This window comes from Microbispora sp. NPDC046973, assembly GCF_040644495.1.
Lineage (GTDB): Bacteria > Actinomycetota > Actinomycetes > Streptosporangiales > Streptosporangiaceae > Microbispora.
Window position 1 is genome coordinate 57,506 of sequence record NZ_JBEYWQ010000013.1, and the last position, 16,781, is coordinate 74,286.

The window sequence follows — 16,781 nt, forward strand, 5'->3', positions numbered from 1 at the left end:
TCGCCGTGACCGTCGCGACCGTCGCGCCCCCGTCACGCGACTCCCGGTTGCCGTCGCTGACCGGCATGCGGTTCCTCGCCGCCGTGCTCGTCTTCGTCACCCACGTCGCCGTCGCCGACCTGTTCCTCGACGCCGGCGTCAACCGCTTCCTGCACGACTACCTCAGCCGCGCCGGATACCTCGGAGTGGAGTTCTTCTTCGTCCTCAGCGGCTTCGTGCTGACCTGGTCGGCCCCCGCGGGCGACACCCCACGGCGGTTCCTGCGCCGGAGGTTCGTCAAGATCTACCCGAACCACTTCGTGACGTGGTTCGCCGGACTGCTGCTGATGCTCTGGTACGGCCGGCAGGTCTCCGCGGGCAACACGGTGCCCAGCCTGCTGCTCGTGCAGAGCTGGTCGCCGGACCTCAACGTGCTCGGCGGCACCAACGGCCCGAGCTGGACCCTCGCCTGCGAGCTGCTGTTCTACCTGTCGTTCCCCTGGCTGCATCCGCTGCTGAAGCGGATCCCGGCGGCCCGCCTCTGGGTCGCGGCCGGGCTCGTCACGGCGGCCGTCGGCGCGGTGCCGCTGCTGGCGCAACTGCTGCCGGACACCCCGATGTCGCCGTTCCAGCCGGTCTCGTGGTGGAAGCAGTGGTTCGTGTACTTCCTGCCCGCCCCACGGCTGCTGGAGTTCGTGCTCGGCATCCTCATGGCGTTGATCGTACGCAACGACCGGTGGATCGGGCTGGGCCGGGTGCCGGCGCTCGCGCTGGTCGCCGCCGGCTACGCGCTGATGGTGCTACTGCCCGACGCGTACGGCCTCGTCGCCCCGGCGGCGCTGCCCCTGGCCCTGATGATCGCCGCCTGGGCCCACGGCGACACGCACGGCCGGCGGTCGCTGCTGGCCGGCCGGCTCATGGTGTGGCTCGGCGAGGTGTCCTTCGCCTTCTACATCGTGCACTTCCTCGTGTTCGAGTACGGCCCGATGGGCCTGTCGACCCAACCGGCCGCGGCCCGCGCCGGCACCGTCCCGCACACCCTCGGGGTCGTCGCCGTGACGTTCGCGCTGAGCCTGGCGTTCGGCTGGCTGCTGTACACCCTGGTCGAACGTCCCGCCATGCGGCGCTGGCGCAGCCCCCGGCGGGCCGGCGCCCCGGCCGCGGCACCCGATCCGACCGAACCCGCTGCCGTCACCACGACCCTCGGGAGCACCCCATGACCGCGATCCCCGGAGCCCGCGCGGTGCACCACGTCGCGTACACCGTGCCCGACCTCGAGCAGGCCGTCCGCTTCTTCGTCGACGTCATCGGCGCCGAGCTCGTCTACCGGCTCGGCCCGGTCGAGGATCCCGGCGGCGACTGGATGACCCGCAAGCTCGGCGTGCACCGCGACGCGTCGCTGCGCATCGCGATGCTGCGGCTCGGCCCGGTGACGAATCTGGAGCTGTTCGAGTACAGCTCCCCGGACCAGCGCAGGGAACTGCCCCGCAACAGCGACTGGGGTGGCCATCACCTGGCGATCTTCGTCGACGACGTGGACAAGGCGGTCGAGCACCTGCGGCGACACCCTGGCGTGACGATCCTCGGCGAGCCGGAGACGATCACGGAGGGTCCCATCGCCGGCGACCGCTGGGTGTACTTCACCACCCCGTGGGGCATGAGCATGGAGCTGATCAACATGCCGCCCGGCATGCCGTACGAGCGGGAGACCGAGGCACGGCTGTACCGGCCCGACGGGCGCTGGGACGACCGATGACGTACAACGAGCGCGTCATCGAGGAGTTCCGCGGCAACGGCGGGGTGGTGGCCGACTTCGCGGGCATCCCGCTGCTGTTGCTGACCACGACGGGTGCGCGGACCGGCAGGAGCCGCACGACCCCCCTGGTGTACCTGCCGGACGGCGACCGGCTGGTGGTGTTCGCCGCCAACGGCGGCGCCGACAGATCCCCAGCCTGGTACCACAACCTCATGCGGGCGGGCACCGCGGTCGTCGAGGTCCCCGGCAGGCGCTACCGGGTCCACCCCGCGCTCGTCGGCCCGCCGGAACGCGACGACCTGTGGCGACGCCAGATCGAGCGCGTTCCCCAGTTCGCGGAGTTCCGGGCGGCCACGACCCGCGACATCCCCGTGATCGCCCTGGAACCGGCGGACGACTGAGCCGGCCCCGCGGGGCGAGGCTCGGCTCCCGGCCTGCCCGCCGCACCTTCAGGCGGGCAGGCCGAGTTCGCGGGCGATGAGCATGCGCTGCACCTCGCTGGTGCCCTCGCCGATCTCCAGGATCTTCGCATCCCGGTAGAAGCGGCCGACGGGGAACTCGTTCATGAAGCCGTAGCCGCCGAAGATCTGGGTGGCGTCGCGGGCGTTGTCCATCGCGGCGTTGGACGACACCAGCTTGGCGATCGCCGCCTCCTTCTTGAACGGCATACCGGCCAGCATGCGCTCGGCGGCGTGGTAGTAGGCCAGACGGGCCGTGTGCACCCTGGCCTCCATATCGGCGATCTTGAACTGCAGCGCCTGGTAGCGGCCGATCTCCTGACCGAAGGCCCGGCGCTCCCGCACGTACCGGAGGGACTCGTCCACGCAGCCCTGGGCGAGGCCCACCGACAGCGCGGCGATGGCCACCCGGCCCTCGTCGAGAGTCTGGAGAAACTGCGCGTAGCCCCGGCCGCGCTCGCCCAGCAGATTCTCCTCCGGCACCCGGCAGTCGGCGAACGACAGCTCCCGGGTGTCCGAGGCCGACCAGCCGACCTTGGAGTACTTCTTCGACACCGTGAAGCCGGGCGTGCCCGACGGCACGAGGATCGTGGAGATCTCCGGTCTGCCGTCCTCCCTGCGGCCGGTGATCGCCGCCACCGCGACGACGCCGGTGATGTCGGTGCCCGAGTTGGTGATGAACGCCTTCGAGCCGTCGATCACCCATTCGCCGCCGTCGAGGACGGCCGTGGTGCGCATGCCGCCCGGCACGTCGGACCCTCCGCCGGGCTCGGTCAGGCCGAACGCCCCGAGGATCTCCCCCGCCGCCATCTTCGGCAGCCACCGCTGCTTCTGCGCGTCCGTGCCGAACCGCAGGATCGGCATCTCGCCCAGCGAGACCGCCGCCTCCAGGGTGATCGCCACCGAGGAGTCGACCCTGGCCAGTTCCTCCAAGGCCAGGCACAGCGCGAAGTAGTCGCCGCCCATGCCGCCGTACTCCTCCGGGACGGGCAGGCCGAACAGGCCCATCGCACCCATCTTGCGGACGATGTCGTACGGGAACTCGCACCGCTCGTAGTAGTCCCCGATGACGGGGGCCACCACCTCGCGGGCGAACTCCTCGACCGACTTGCGCAGTTCGACGTGCTCGTCGTTGAGCATCTAGATCTCCTTGGCGAGAGCCTGGACGACGCGGGAGGGACTCGGCCGGCCCAGGATGCCGGCGAGCCAGAGGCTGGTGGCGGCCAGCGACCTGACGTCCACCCCGGTCTCGACGCCGAGACCGTCGAGCATCCAGACCAGGTCCTCGGTCGCGAGGTTGCCGGTGGCGCTCTTGGCGTACGGGCAGCCGCCGATGCCGCCGGCGGAGGAGTCCACGACCGTGATCCCCCGCCTGATCGCGGTGAGCGTGTTGGCGAGGGCCTGGCCGTAGGTGTCGTGGAAGTGGACGGCCAGCCGGTCGGGCCCGACGCCGGCCTCGGCGAAGGCGTCGAGCAGCGCCTCGACGTGCCGGGGCGTGCCGACGCCGATCGTGTCGCCGAGCGACAGCTCGTAGCAGCCGAGGTCGAGCAGCCTGCGCCCGACCCTGGCGACCTGCTCGGGCGCGACCGGCCCCTCCCAGGGGTCGGCGAAGCACATCGACACGTACGCCCTGACCCGCATGCCGTGGGCGAGGGCCCGTTCGACGACGGGGGCGAACATCTCGAACTGCGACTCGACGGTCCGGTTCAGGTTGCGTTGCGCGAACGACTCGGTGGCGCTGCCGAAGATCGCGATGTCGGTCACCCCCTGCTCGAGCGCGCGGTCGAGACCCCGCTCGTTCGGGACGAGCACCGGGTAACGGACTCCCGGCACCCGCGGCAGGCTCTCTAGCAGTTCGCCCGCGTCCGCGAGCTGGGGGACCCACTTGGGGTGGACGAAGCTCGTCGCCTCGATGGTCGTCAGCCCGGCCTCGGCCAGCCGCCCGATGAACTCGCGCTTGACCTCGACGGGCACGACGGCGGACTCGTTCTGCAGGCCGTCGCGCGGGCCGACCTCGTAGATCGTCACTCGCACGGCGTCACCCTCGCCACGACCGCGTCCAGCTCCACCGTCTGCCCCGGCCGGGCCCGCAGCTCGGCGAGCACGCCGTCGGCCGGCGCCGTCAGGGTGTGTTCCATCTTCATCGCCTCCACGACGACCAGCGGCTGCCCCGCGGTGACCCGATCGCCCTCCGCCGCCTTGACGAGCAGCACCGTTCCCGGCATCGGGCTGCGTACGACCCCGTCGCCGGCGAGCGCCCCGCCCTGCCGGTCCTCCGGGTCGCCGGGTTCGTGCCGGGTGACGGGCCATGCGCGGCCGCCCTCGGCGAGCCACACGGTGTCGCGGTTCCGGACCACCGCGTACCTCCGGGTGACGCCGCCGAGGGTGACCGCCACCCCGTCGGCGCCGGTCCACTCAAGCCGCGCACGGCCGAGTGAACGATCGTTAACTTCGATCTCCGCGTCGCCCGCGGCGCCCCGCACCCGTACGGGCACGCCGAGCCGGTGCACGGTCCAGGCGGGCTCCCCGACGCGCCAGCCGTCCGCCACGTCCCACGGGTCGCCCGTCGCGCGTCCGGAGCCGCCGAACCCGGCGTGGAAGACGAGCCCGGCCGCCGCCAGCACCTCGTCCGGCGTCTCGCCGCTCACCAGGTCGCCGAGCCGCCGCTCGACCAGTCCGGTGTCGAGCCGCCCGGCCGCGACCTCGGGGTCGGCCAGCAGCGCGCGCAGGAACCCGATGTTCGTGGTGACCCCGAGGATCACGGTCGAGGCCAGCGCCCGGTCGAGGGCCGCGAGCGCGCCCGCCCGGTCGGGAGCCCAGGCGACCGCCTTGGCCAGCATGGGGTCGTAGTCGCTGCCCACGGCCATGCCGCCGGTCAGCCCGGAGTCGAACCGCACGCCCTCCCCCGCGGGCTCGCGCAGGGCCAGGATCCGGCCGCCGGTCGGCAGGAAGTCGCGGGCGGGGTCCTCGGCGTAGACGCGGGCCTCGACGGCGTGGCCGCGCGGGCGCACCTCGTCCTGCCCGAACGGCAGCAGTTCCCCCGCGGCGATCCGCAGTTGCAGTTCGACCAGGTCGAGGCCCGTGACCATCTCGGTGACCGGGTGCTCGACCTGCAGCCGGGTGTTCATCTCCATGAAGAAGAAGTCGCCGGGGCGGGAGCCGGGGACGATGAACTCGACCGTCCCCGCGCCGACGTAGCCGACCGACCGGGCGGCCTGCACCGCCGCCGCCCCCATGCGGGCCCGCGTCTCGTCGTCGAGCAGCGGCGAGGGCGCCTCCTCGACGATCTTCTGGTGGCGCCGCTGCAGGCTGCACTCGCGCTCGCCGAGGTGGACGACGTTCCCGTGGCCGTCGGCCATGATCTGGATCTCGATGTGCCGGGGACGGTCGACGAACCGCTCGATCAGCAGGGTGCCGTCCCCGAAGGCCGCCGTCGCCGTACGGCGGGCCGACTCGACCGCCGCGGCCAGGCCGTCGGCGGACTCGACCCGCAGCATGCCCTTGCCGCCCCCGCCCGCGGACGGCTTGATCAGCACGGGGAAGCCGATGCGCTCGGCGACCTCGGCCAGGTCGTCGTGCGGTTCGGCGCCGCCGGGCACGACCGGCACGCCCGCGCGGGCGACGGTCTCCTTGGCCCGGATCTTGTCGCCCATGGCCTCGATGGCCCCGGCCGGCGGGCCGACGAACACCAGGCCCTCGGCCGCGCAGCGCTGGGCGAACTCGGCGTTCTCGGCGAGGAAGCCGTAGCCGGGGTGGACGGCCTCGGCGCCGCTCGCCCGGGCCGCCTCGATGATCGCGTCGATGTCGAGGTAGCCGCGCGGGAGCCGTACGGCGAGGTCGGCCTCGCGCACGTGGCGCGCGTCGCGGTCGGCGTCGCTGTGGACGGCGACGGCCCGCACGCCCAGGGCGCGCAGCGTACGGATGATCCGGACGGCGATCTCGCCCCGGTTGGCGATCAGGACACTGGAGAACATCACGAGAGAACCCGACGCAGTGAGCGGAGTGAGCGGCGAGGAACGAGCCGCTCGCGAAGCGAACGAGGAGCTGGTGAACGAGTCATCGACACTGCCTCACATCCGGAAGACGCCGTAGCCGACGGGTTCGAGGGGGGCGTTCGCGGCGGCGCCGAGCGCCAGGCCGAGGACGGTCCTGGTGTCCGCCGGGTCGATCACCCCGTCGTCCCACAGGCGCGCGGTCGAGTAGTAGGGGTTGCCCTGGTGCTCGTACTGGGCCCGGATCTCGTCCGGGTCGGCGTCGCCGACCATGGTGAGCACGGTGGCCGCCTGCTCGCCGCCCATGACGGAGATGCGGGCGTTCGGCCACATCCACAGGAAGCGGGGCGAGTAGGCGCGGCCGGCCATCGCGTAGTTGCCGGCGCCGAACGAGCCGCCGATGATCACGGTGAACTTCGGCACCCGGGCGCAGGCGACCGCCGTCACCATCTTCGCGCCGTGCTTGGCGATGCCCCCGGCCTCGTACGCCTTGCCGACCATGAAGCCGCTGATGTTCTGCAGGAACACCAGCGGGATCGACCGCCGGTCGCACAGCTCGATGAAGTGCGCCCCCTTGAGCGCCGACTCGCCGAACAGGATGCCGTTGTTGGCCACGATCCCCACGGGGTGCCCGTGGATCCTGGCGAATCCGGTGACCAGGGTCGGGCCGTACTCTGCCTTGAACTCCAGGAACCGGCTGCCGTCGACCACCCGGGCGATCACCTCGCGCACGTCGTACGGCTGGCGGGTGTCCTGGGGGACGATGCCGTACAGGTCGCGGGGGTCCCACAGCGGCGGCTCGGCGGGCGCGACCTCCCAGGGGCGGGGGCTCTTCGGTGCGAGCGTCGACACGATGTCCCGCACGATCTTCAGGGCGTGCGCGTCGTCCTCGGCGAGGTGGTCGGTGACGCCGCTGACGCGGGCGTGGACCTCGCCGCCGCCCAGTTCCTCGGCCGTGACGGTCTCGCCGGTGGCGGCCTTCACCAGCGGCGGCCCGCCCAGGAAGATCGTGCCCTGGTTGCGGACGATCACGGCCTCGTCGCTCATCGCCGGGACGTACGCGCCGCCCGCGGTGCAGGAGCCGAGCACGGCCGCGATCTGCGGGATGCCCCGCGCCGACATGGTGGCCTGGTTGTAGAAGATGCGGCCGAAGTGCTCGCGGTCGGGGAAGACCTCGTCCTGCTTCGGCAGGAAGGCGCCGCCCGAGTCGACCAGGTACACGCACGGCAGGTTGTTGTGGAGGGCGACCTCCTGGGCGCGCAGGTGCTTCTTGACCGTGATCGGGTAGTAGGTGCCGCCCTTGACGGTGGCGTCGTTGGCCACGATCACGACTTCGCGCCCGGCGACGCGTCCCACGCCGGTGATGATCCCGGCGGCCGGGGCCTGGTCGTCGTACATGCCGGTGGCCGCGAGCGGGGACAGCTCCAGGAAGCGCCCGCCGGGGTCGAGGAGCGTGTCGACGCGGTCCCTGGGCAGCAGCTTGCCGCGCTGGACGTGCCTGGCCCTGGCCCGCTCGGGGCCGCCGCGCGCCGCCGTGGCGAGCCGTTCCCGCAGGTCCGCCACCAGGCGTTCGTTCGCCTCCGCGTTGCGCTTGTACGGCTCGCCGCCCGGGTCGCACCGGCTCTCCAGCACCGGCCAGTCACTCGTGCTCATGCTCGGATGTTAATCATCGTTAACAGACTCCGTCTACTATGGTGCCGTGAAGACCGGGAGGACCGTGAAGACCCCTACCCGCAATCGGCGGGCCGAGATCCTGGAGGCGGCCGCGGACCTCTTCGCGGCGCGCGGCTTCCACGGCGTGTCCATCGAGGACATCGGCGCGGCCGTGGGCGTGTCGGGGCCGGCGCTCTACCGGCACTTCAGCGGCAAGGAGGCCCTGCTCACCGAGATGCTGCTCGACATCAGCGAGCGGCTGCGCGAGCAGGGGGCGCGGCTGGCCACCACCGCCGACCCGGACACCGCGGAGGCCGCGCTCGACGCGCTGCTGTCCGGGCACATCGAGTTCGCGCTGACTCACCCCGCGCTCATCCGGGTCCACGAGCGCGAGCTCGACAACGTGCCGGAGCAGGCCCGGCGGGCCATCCGGCGGCTGCAGCGGCTCTACGTCGAGGAGTGGGTAACCGTGCTGTCCGAACTGCACCCCGCGTGCCCGCCCGCGCGGCTGCGCGCCGCGACGCATGCGGTCTTCGGCCTGCTCAACTCCACCCCGCGCAGCGCCCGTGAGCTCGCCCCCGAGGCCATGGCCGACCTGCTCCGCACCATGGCCCGCGCCGCGCTGGCGCGGCTTTGACCGCCTGACCGGTCAGGCGAGCAGCCGGCGGGCGGCGCGTTCGATGTCGGACTCCGACAGCAGGACGGTGTCGGCGGCGGGGCCGAGCGGCACGAAGCTGTCCTGTGAGGTCACCCGGGCGATCGGGCCCCGGAAGCCGTTGTCGACGAGCGCCGCGATCACGCTCTCGGAGACGCCGCCGCTGCGGCGGGTCTCGTCGGCGATCAGCACGCGGCCGGTCAGTTCGGCCGCGCGCACGAGGTCGTCGACCGGCAGCGGCGACAGCCACCGCAGATCGAGCACCCGGCAGCCCATGTCCTCCGCTGTGAGCTTGACCGCCGCCCGCAGGCTCATCCGCAGGCCGTTGCCGTAGGTGACGATGGTCAGGTCGCGGCCGTCTCCGTAGGAGCGGGCGCGGCCGACCGGGACGTGCGTCTCGGCCCAGCGCGCCGGCGGCGCGTACGGCGCGAGCCAGCCGCCGTCGCCCTCCTCGAAGAGATCACGGGTGTGGTACAGCGCGATCGGTTCGAGGAACACGCAGACGCTGCCGTCCGCGCGGGCGGCGGCCAGGCAGGTGCGCAGCATCGCGGCCGCGTCGTCGGGCCGCGCCGGAGACGCGACGATCACGCCGGGAATATCGCGCAACGCGGCAATTGAGTTGTCATTATGGAAATGTCCCCCAAAGCCCTTTTGATAGGCATATGAGGCGACTCGAACGACCAGGGGATTGCGATACGCGCCCTGCGAGAAGAACTGCATGGTCGACGCCTCGCCGCGAATCTGGTCAAGCGCGTTGTGCAGGTAGGCCAGATATTGGATCTCCGGCACCGGCAGCAGCCCCGACACCCCGGCCCCGAGCGCGAGGCCGAGGATCGCCTGCTCGTCCAGGAGCATGTCGAAGACCCGCTCGGCCCCGAACCTGCGCAGCAGCCCGCGCGTCACGCCGTACACGCCGCCCTTGCGGGCCACGTCCTCGCCGAACACCAGGACCCCGGGGTCCAGCGCCATCTCGTCGGCCAGCGCGCGGTTGACCGCCTGGGCGACCGTCAGCCTGCCCTCCTGCTCCGGCAGCGTGGCGAAGGCCCTCTCGCGCGCCTCGGCGGGCGCGGACCGCACGGCCTCGGCGGCCACCGCCTCGGGACGGCGCGGCGCGAGCGGGGCCATCACCTCCGCCGCCGTCGCCAGCCGGGGCCGCCGCGCGCACTCCGACGCCAGCTTCAGCACGTGGTCGCGCTCGGCCTCGTAGCGTGCGAGCAGTTCCTCGGGCTCGGCCAGGCCCGTTTCCACCAGCAGCCGCGCCGTACGGACGAGGGGGTCGCGGTCCAGGTCGGCGGCGATCTCCCGGCGGGTGCGGTAGCCGATCTCCACGTCGGAGCCCGCGTGGCCCATCAGGCGCACGGTGCGCAGGTGCAGGAACGCCGGGGCGCGGTTGACGCGCACGTGCTCGACGGCGCGCAGCGCCACGTCGTAGGTCTCGGCCACGTCGCAGCCGTCGGCCTGGAAGTACTCCAGCAGAGGGTGCCTGGCCTGCGCGACCCATTCCGGCGGCGTCTTCACGCTGATGCCGAGTCCGTTGTCCTCGCACACGAACAGCACCGGGATCTGCAGCCCGCGGAAGCGGCCGTACGCGGCGGTGTTCAGCCCGGTCAGCGCGGAGGCGTGGTTCATCGACGCGTCGCCGAAGCTGCAGACGGCGACGGCGTCCCCGGGCCAGGGCGAGGGCAGGCCGAGCACGCGGGCCCGCTCGATCGCGAAGCCGACGCCGACGGCGCGCGGCAGGTGGCTGGCGATCGTGGAGGTCTGCGGGATGACGGCGAGACCGGAGTGGCCGAACACCTTGTGCCGGCCGCCCGCGATCGGCTCCTCGGCCGACGCCGTGACCCCCAGCAGCACGTCGCGCAGGCCCTCCTCGGCCAGCCGCCCCGCCTGGGCCGAACGGGTCAGGTAGAAGGCGCCGGACCGGTAGTGCAGGAGCGCGGGGTCGTCCACGCGGAGCGCGGCGGCCACGGCGGCGTTGCCCTCGTGCCCCGACGACCCGATCGTGTAGAAGCCCTCGTCGCGCTCACGCATGAGGCGGGCGGCGACGTCGAGGAGCCGGCTGCCGAGCTGCACGGCGAACAGTTCACGGCACCGCGTGCCCGTCAGGCCCGTGCCCGGCCGCACCGGCAGGTCCGGGTCCCGGGAGGGTCCGGGGGTCAGCGCCCCGACGGCCTCGGCGAAATGCGTCTCCACAGCGTCCCGCACCACACGGCCGATTATGTCGCACGATGCACGCTCCGTCCCGCGCAGTGGCAACTCCGTACACGATCGGTTATGGATCTTGCCTTTGACACAAATCGATGACGATAAGTCAGCGGGCTCAACCGTCGCCGGTGTTCGCCCGTCTACTCGTTATGAATGACGTGGCACCCTCAGGCCGCGTTCAACCACCGGGAAGGATGGTTCACCGGAATGTTGAAACGCATTCATGCCGCGATAGCGGCAGTGGCTCTGGGAGGGGCGGCCCTCGTCGCGCTCCCGGCCACCGCCGGCGCGGCGACGGCGGCGGGTCCCGGCGACCTGACCGTCTCCCCCAGTCCCGTCGTCGTCGCCGGCGGCGCGGGCACCACGGCGACCTTCACCTACACGGCGTCCGAGGAGGGCGCGGCGAGGCTGGTCGACCGCGACGGCCGCACCGTCAGCCTGGATCCCGACCCCACGGGTCCCGGCGCCTACACGGCCAAGTACGGCTTCACCTTCAGGGACGAGCCCGGCGCCTGGAAGCTGGAGGTGCGGGCCGGCGGCGGCACCGCGAGCAAGGAGTTCCAGGTCCACTGGACCACCGACCTCGACTTCGACGCGGCGCCGGACGTCGTCGACCGGGGCGACCCGATCAGGCTGACCGGCGCGCTGACCTACCGGGACGGCGGCGGCCGGCAGGCCTACGACGGGCAGCGGGTGTACATCGCCTTCAAGCCCGCCGGCGGCTCCTACAGCCGGGTCGGATCGGTCACGACCGACCGGCACGGCCGCTTCTCGGTCGAGCGCAGGGCGGACGGGACCGGCTGGTGGCGCGCCGAGTTCGAGGGCGCCTCCGACGCCGAGCCCGCGACGAGCGACAGCGACCGGGTCGACGTCAGGGCCCAGGCCAGCCGCACCCGGATCACCGGATTCGACGCCTCCCCCGAGCCCGTCGACGCCGGTGACACGCTGCGCCTGCGCGGCCGGCTGGAGATCTCCGGCTTCGCCGGCTGGAGCGGCTACCCGGGCCGGCAGGTGAAGATCCTGTTCAAGCCGGCCGGCGGTTACCGCTGGCAGTACGTCACCTCCGACTGGACCGACTCCTACGGCCGCTTCTCGGCGGACGTCACGGCCAGGACCTCCGGCTGGTGGCGGGCCGAGTTCGAGGGCGCCGGCGGGGCGGGCTACTCGGCGAGCGCGACCGACTACGTGACGGTCCGCGCGCCCCGGCCGACGCCTCCGCCGCCCACGCCCAAGGCCGACACCCGGGTCGTCCAGTTCAACGCCGCTCCGGAGCCGGTCCGGTATCACCGGTACCTGACCTTCCGGGGCAAGCTCCAGGCGTGGGACGACGGCTGGGAGGGCTACGGTCACCAGCGGGTGACCGTGTGGTTCAAGAAGGCCGGCGGCTCCTGGCACTACGTCAAGACGCTGTGGACGAACAGCACCGGCAAGTTCTGGGGCACGACCAAGGCGTCGGCGTCCGGCTACTGGAAGGTGGTCTTCGCCGGGAACGGCGAGGCCGATCGCTCCACCAGCCGGAGCGACTGGGTGCGCGTGAAGCGCTAGAGGATTATTGAGCCGGCCCGGGGCGTGCCGCACGCCCCGGGCCGGTTCACGCCCGCGATCGCCGGACGGGCGCGACGGCTAGAGTTTCGGCGATCACGGCGAGCGCTGCATCGGGGGCGACGGTTGGACGCGTTGATATTGATCGCCTTCGTGGTGACGGCCGTCGTGATGGTCGCGGCCTTCGCACTGGCCGCCCGGCGGCTTCTCGGACTGCGTTTCGGGACGGTCCGCACGCTGCTCGGCGCCGCCCTCGCCGTCCTGCTGGTCGGCCCGGTCTCGCAGGCCCTGGTCGGCCCGGTGGTGGGGAACCAGGCCGGAATCACCCCGCTGTGGTTCATCATCCTCGCGTTCGCCTGCGCGCTGCTGGCCTCGATGGTGTTCCTGGCGATCGCCGAGGCCCTCGTGCCGACGGGATCGATCCCGGGCCCCCTGGAGGCGGTGACCGCGATCCGGCGGCGAGCAGGACGATCACGACGCTACCTGCGCATCACCCGGATTCTCGTCCGCCACGGCCTCGGCCCCTATCTGCGCGGCCGCGACCCCGACCTGGGCGCCCCCTCCAGCCGCTTACGGCTGGCCCGCTCGCTGCGCGAGGCGCTCGACGAGGGCGGGGTCACGTTCGTGAAGCTGGGGCAGATCCTGTCCACCCGCGGCGACCTGCTGCCGCCCGAGTTCGTCGAGGAACTGCGCCTGCTGCAGGACCGGGTCGAGCCCGCGCCCTGGGAGGAGATCGAGCGCGTCGTCACCGGCGAGCTGGGCGGGCCGGTGGAGGAGGTCTTCGCCTCGTTCGAGCGCACGCCGCTGGCGGCGGCGTCGATCGCGCAGGTCCACCTCGCGCGGCTGCGGTCGGGAGAGGAAGTGGTGGTCAAGGTCCAGCGCCCCGGGATCGCCCCCGTGGTGGAGAGGGATCTGGACATCGTGGCCCGCCTCGCCCGCACGGCGGAGCGGCGCACGCGCTGGGCCCGCGGAGTGGGGCTCGGCGACCTCGCCCGAGGCTTCGCCGAGGCGCTGCGCGAGGAGCTCGACTTCCGGGTCGAGGCGGCGAACATGGCCGCCGTAGCCGCGACGTCGAAGGACGCGGCCGTACGGTCGCCCGTGCCCCATCCGCGGCTGAGCGGCCGCCGCCTCCTCGTGATGGAACGGCTGGACGGCGTTCCGCTCGCCAGCGGCCGGGACGGCCTCGGCCCCTCCGAACGCGAGGAGGTCGCCAGGACCGTGCTGCACGCGCTGCTGGAGCAGATCCTGCTGAACGGGGTGTTCCACGCCGACCCGCACCCCGGGAACATCATGCTGCTGTCCGGCGGGGGCGTCGCCCTGCTGGACTACGGGTCTGTCGGACGTCTCGACGGCACCCTGCGGGCCGCGCTCCAGCGCCTGCTCGCCGCGCTGGACCTCGCCGACCCCGCGGGCGTCGGCGACGCCCTGCTTGAGCTGGTGCCCCGCCCGGACGAGATCGACGAGCGCGAGCTGGAGCGCGAGATCGGCCGCTTCATGGCCCGCCACCTGGTGCCCGGCATCGCCCCGGACTCCCGGATGTTCGCCGACCTGTTCCGCCTGGTCTTCGCCCACAAGCTGTCAGTGCCGCCGGAGGTGGCGGCGGTGTTCCGGGCGCTCGGGACGATCGAGGGCACGCTCACCGGCCTCGCGCCCGGGTTCGACATTGTGAAGGAGGCGCGGGACTTCGCCGGCCGCCGCCTGTCCCCGCCCGGCAGCCGGGAGGAGATCCGCACCGCGGTGGTCCAGGAGGCGGTGCGCCTGCTGCCCCTCCTGCGGCGGCTGCCCCGAAGCGTGGACCGCATCGTCGGAGCGGCGGAGAGCGGCAGGTTCAGCGTCAACGTGCGGCTGTTCGCCGACGCCCGGGACCGGCGGCACATGACCGGCCTGCTGCACCAGGCCCTCCTGACGGTGCTGGCCGCCACCGCGGGCATCATGGCCGTGCTGCTGCTCGACTCCGAGCGCGGGCCACGGGTGACCCCCGCCGTCACCCTCTACCAGCTCATCGGCTACAACCTGCTGGTGGTGAGCGCCGTCCTCGCGCTGCGCGTGCTCGTGGCGATCTTCCGTGAGCGCCGGGAGGAGTGAACCCGTCAGCGGGTCGAACGTATGCGCATCAGAGCCAGTCGCGGCGTTTGAAGACCAGGTAGAGCGTGAGACAGACGACCCCCATGAGCATGATCGCCACGGGGTAACCGAGCAGCCAGTGCAGCTCGGGCATGTGGTCGAAGTTCATCCCGTAGATCGTGCCGACCAGCGTCGGGGCGAACAGGATGGCCGCCCACGCCGAGATCTTCTTGACCTCGTCGCCCTGGGCGATGCTCGCGGCCGTGAGCTTGGTCATCTCCTCGTTCTGCTGCTGGCTGACGAGTGTGGAGTTGACGACGAGGATGTCCTGGAGCATCTGCCGGAAGCCCGCCACGCGCTCGGTGACCGTGATGGCGTGGTCGGACACGTCGCGCAGGTAGCGCTGCAGCTCCTCGTTCACACCGTACTTCGGCGAGCCCGCGATGAAGCCGTCGAGCATCGGGACCAGGGGGCTGGCCGCCCGCTGGAACTCGATGACCTCCCGCGACAGGCTGTAGATGCGCCGGGGCGCGGCGGGGTCGCCGCCGAAGACCTGCACCTCGATCTCGTCGATGTCGTTCTGCAGCCCGGCGACCACCGGCGCGTAGCCGTCCACCACCGCGTCGAGGATCGCGTACAGCACGGCCTGCGGCCCCTGGCGGAGCAGGTCGGGGTCCGACTCCATGCGCCGGCGCACCTTGGACAGGTCGGGCGCCTCGCTGTGCCGTACGGTCAGCACGAAGTCGGGGCCCACGAAGACGTGCAGCTCGCCGAAGGCGACCTTCTCGGGCTGGTCGAGGTACTGCGCCGCCCGCAGCACCACGAACAGCGTGTCGCCGTACCGGTCGGCCTTGGGCCGCTGGTGGGCGACGATGGCGTCCTCGATGGCGAGCTCGTGCAGGCCGAACTCCTCGGCCGCCTTGATCAGCTCGGCCTCCTCCGGCCGGTAGAGGCCGATCCACGCCATCGCCTTCGGCCGCGAGCGCAGCGAGGCGATCGCGTCGCCCAGGGAAAGCGGCGAGTCCACGCGCTCACCGTCGACGTACACCGCGTTGTCGATCACGCTCTGCCTGAACGTCTCCCCCTCGTTCGCACGGGGGTCCATGGAGTGCTCGGGAGCCTGCTCCGGTTTCGCCCTCATCAGCCCACTCAATCCGCGCAGTCCACGCATACGCCGCTCAGCCACACCTAGAAGGTAACCGCCCTCGTACGGGGCGCCGGCCCCCGCCATCCGGCGTGGGCACGCTCCGGGCACCCGCGCGTCCCGTCCGTTTCCGGCTAACCGAAAATCCAGGCCACGCCGTCACCGCCGGAGAAAGGCGGGAAGAAAAGCCGACCGTTGAAACTCGAACCAAAAAAGGCTCTTGACCGATTTCTCATCGGCTTCGTACCATCCCTACAGGGCTGGGACGGGGGACGTCGACAGCCGAAAACGGGGCCTTACCCCTTCTCCTGCATCGCGAGAGGAGGTGTGTCATGAAGTCCTACGTGAAGCCGGTCGTCATCGAACTCCGCCGGATGGTGGTCGACGGCGGCCACTGATGTGAAACGTACGCACCACTCGCTCTCGCCATCGGAGAGGAGGTGTGTCATGAAGTCCTACGTGAAGCCGGTCGTGATCGAGCTGCGCCGCATGGTCGTCGACGGCGGCCACTGATTCGCTGACCCCGACTCTTTATCCGGCATACTTCCGTCGCAGGATATGCCGCAGTGAAACCCCCGTCCCAGCCCATCCAAGAGGACCAAGTGATCACTGCAGCCGAATGCAAGACCTATGCCGAGTTCGTCGAGAAGTACCAGTGGTATGTCTACCCGGTCCTCTCCGCCCGCATTTCGCGGATTCACGGCCTCGGCTCGCGGGCCGAGGTGGCGATCGACATGGGCACCGGCCCCGGTCACCTGACCGCGTACCTCGCCAGGGACCACGCCGACGTCGTCCACGCGGTCGACGTCAACCCCGCGATGCACGAGATCGCCAGGGCCACGTGCGAGCGGCTCGACCCTCCCGGCAAGGTCTTCTTCGACCTCGCCGACGTGCATGACCTGCCCTATCCGGACGGGCACGCGGATCTCGTGGTCTCCTACTCCTGCTTCCACCACTGGGCCGACCCCGTACGGGGCCTGGAAGAGTGCCTGCGCGTCCTGCGGCCCGGCGGACTCCTCTACCTGACCGACACCGACGGAGCCCGGCGCGACGCCGGCTCGATCATCAAGGAGACGGTCGTCGAACCGGAGTATTTCCGATTCGTGGCCGAGGCGTTCGAGGAGAGCGTCGACCGCTCCGCCGTGGCCGCACTCGTCCAATCCGCAGGAGTGTCGGAATTCACGCTGCGGGATTTCGTCCTGGAGGAGGAGGACGTCATGGCGGCCATCGACGACTTCCCGCCCGGCCGGCCACTCCCGGCGGTGAGCGAAAAGGAGCTGGGAGCAGTTTCCTGGGAACTCGTCATCAGAAAGACCCGCTGATCGCCGTCCAC

At 71.7% G+C, this 16,781-nt stretch carries 13 protein-coding genes; 7 read left to right on the top strand and 6 right to left on the bottom strand.

The features are described 5' to 3' along the window. The first annotated feature begins 5 nt into the window (after positions 1-5). Genes ABZ860_RS23555 through ABZ860_RS23565 form a run of 3 tightly spaced genes read left to right on the top strand, consistent with a single transcriptional unit; the run spans position 6 to position 2,136 of the window. The gene (locus ABZ860_RS23555) at positions 6-1,199 is read left to right on the top strand and encodes an acyltransferase (RefSeq protein ID WP_357223699.1); all 1,194 of its coding nucleotides are present in this window, start codon (positions 6-8) and stop codon (positions 1,197-1,199) included. Next, on the top strand, positions 1,196-1,735 hold the full coding sequence (locus tag ABZ860_RS23560; RefSeq protein WP_357223701.1) for a VOC family protein: 540 nt from the start codon (positions 1,196-1,198) through the stop codon (positions 1,733-1,735). The genes ABZ860_RS23555 and ABZ860_RS23560 overlap by 4 nt, the downstream gene beginning before the upstream one ends. Further along, positions 1,732-2,136: a nitroreductase/quinone reductase family protein gene (locus ABZ860_RS23565; RefSeq protein ID WP_357223703.1), complete on the top strand. Its 405-nt coding sequence runs from the start codon at positions 1,732-1,734 to the stop codon at positions 2,134-2,136. Before ABZ860_RS23560 ends, ABZ860_RS23565 begins: the two co-directional genes overlap by 4 nt. Positions 2,137-2,184: 48 nt before the next feature. Here ABZ860_RS23565 and ABZ860_RS23570 read toward each other — a convergent pair whose 3' ends face one another. The 4 genes from ABZ860_RS23570 to ABZ860_RS23585 form a co-directional block, all read right to left on the bottom strand. After that, positions 2,185-3,333 carry an acyl-CoA dehydrogenase family protein gene (locus tag ABZ860_RS23570; protein WP_357223706.1) on the bottom strand — a complete coding sequence of 383 codons (1,149 nt, stop codon included), beginning with the start codon at positions 3,331-3,333 and terminating at the stop codon, positions 2,185-2,187. Beyond that, a complete protein-coding gene (locus ABZ860_RS23575) occupies positions 3,334-4,227 on the bottom strand; it encodes a hydroxymethylglutaryl-CoA lyase (RefSeq protein ID WP_357223709.1) in 894 nt (297 codons plus the stop codon). Beyond that, on the bottom strand, positions 4,218-6,167 hold the full coding sequence (locus tag ABZ860_RS23580; protein ID WP_357224096.1) for a biotin carboxylase N-terminal domain-containing protein: 1,950 nt from the start codon (positions 6,165-6,167) through the stop codon (positions 4,218-4,220). The genes ABZ860_RS23575 and ABZ860_RS23580 overlap by 10 nt, the downstream gene beginning before the upstream one ends. Before the next feature lie 96 nt (positions 6,168-6,263). Continuing rightward, positions 6,264-7,838 (bottom strand): carboxyl transferase domain-containing protein, encoded by a 1,575-nt coding sequence (locus ABZ860_RS23585; protein ID WP_357223711.1) that lies wholly within the window; start codon positions 7,836-7,838, stop codon positions 6,264-6,266. A gap of 46 nt (positions 7,839-7,884) precedes the next feature. Between ABZ860_RS23585 and ABZ860_RS23590 the strand changes: the two genes are divergently transcribed. Beyond that, entirely contained in the window at positions 7,885-8,475 is a 591-nt protein-coding gene (locus ABZ860_RS23590) for a TetR/AcrR family transcriptional regulator (RefSeq protein ID WP_357223714.1), read from the top strand. Between the two features lie 12 nt (positions 8,476-8,487). Here ABZ860_RS23590 and ABZ860_RS23595 read toward each other — a convergent pair whose 3' ends face one another. Further along, on the bottom strand, positions 8,488-10,701 hold the full coding sequence (locus ABZ860_RS23595) for a thiamine pyrophosphate-dependent enzyme (RefSeq protein ID WP_357223717.1): 2,214 nt from the start codon (positions 10,699-10,701) through the stop codon (positions 8,488-8,490). Between the two features lie 237 nt (positions 10,702-10,938). On the opposite strand from ABZ860_RS23595, the gene ABZ860_RS23600 reads away from it, so the two are divergent. Both ABZ860_RS23600 and ABZ860_RS23605 read left to right on the top strand, forming a co-directional pair. After that, complete coding sequence (locus tag ABZ860_RS23600; protein WP_357223720.1) at positions 10,939-12,243, top strand: hypothetical protein; 1,305 nt, start codon at positions 10,939-10,941, stop codon at positions 12,241-12,243. Between the two features lie 123 nt (positions 12,244-12,366). Continuing rightward, the gene (locus tag ABZ860_RS23605; RefSeq protein ID WP_357223722.1) at positions 12,367-14,325 is read left to right on the top strand and encodes an AarF/UbiB family protein; all 1,959 of its coding nucleotides are present in this window, start codon (positions 12,367-12,369) and stop codon (positions 14,323-14,325) included. Between the two features lie 28 nt (positions 14,326-14,353). On the opposite strand, the gene ABZ860_RS23610 is transcribed toward ABZ860_RS23605, so the two are convergent. Next, positions 14,354-15,445: a magnesium and cobalt transport protein CorA gene (locus tag ABZ860_RS23610; RefSeq protein WP_357223725.1), complete on the bottom strand. Its 1,092-nt coding sequence runs from the start codon at positions 15,443-15,445 to the stop codon at positions 14,354-14,356. A gap of 605 nt (positions 15,446-16,050) precedes the next feature. Between ABZ860_RS23610 and ABZ860_RS23615 the strand changes: the two genes are divergently transcribed. Then, positions 16,051-16,770, top strand: coding sequence for a class I SAM-dependent methyltransferase (locus ABZ860_RS23615; protein WP_357223727.1), 720 nt, complete (start codon positions 16,051-16,053; stop codon positions 16,768-16,770). Positions 16,771-16,781 lie beyond the last annotated feature (11 nt).

What these genes read in the sequence shown, in the direction of transcription:
- ABZ860_RS23560 (WP_357223701.1), top strand. Translation starts at nt 1,196, where the DNA reads ATGACCGCGATCCCCGGAGCCCGCGCGGTGCACCACGTCGCGTACACC.
- ABZ860_RS23565 (WP_357223703.1), top strand. Translation starts at nt 1,732, where the DNA reads ATGACGTACAACGAGCGCGTCATCGAGGAGTTCCGCGGCAACGGCGGG.
- ABZ860_RS23570 (WP_357223706.1), bottom strand. Translation starts at nt 3,333, where the DNA reads ATGCTCAACGACGAGCACGTCGAACTGCGCAAGTCGGTCGAGGAGTTC.
- ABZ860_RS23580 (WP_357224096.1), bottom strand. Translation starts at nt 6,167, where the DNA reads ATGTTCTCCAGTGTCCTGATCGCCAACCGGGGCGAGATCGCCGTCCGG.
- ABZ860_RS23585 (WP_357223711.1), bottom strand. Translation starts at nt 7,838, where the DNA reads ATGAGCACGAGTGACTGGCCGGTGCTGGAGAGCCGGTGCGACCCGGGC.
- ABZ860_RS23610 (WP_357223725.1), bottom strand. Translation starts at nt 15,445, where the DNA reads ATGAGGGCGAAACCGGAGCAGGCTCCCGAGCACTCCATGGACCCCCGT.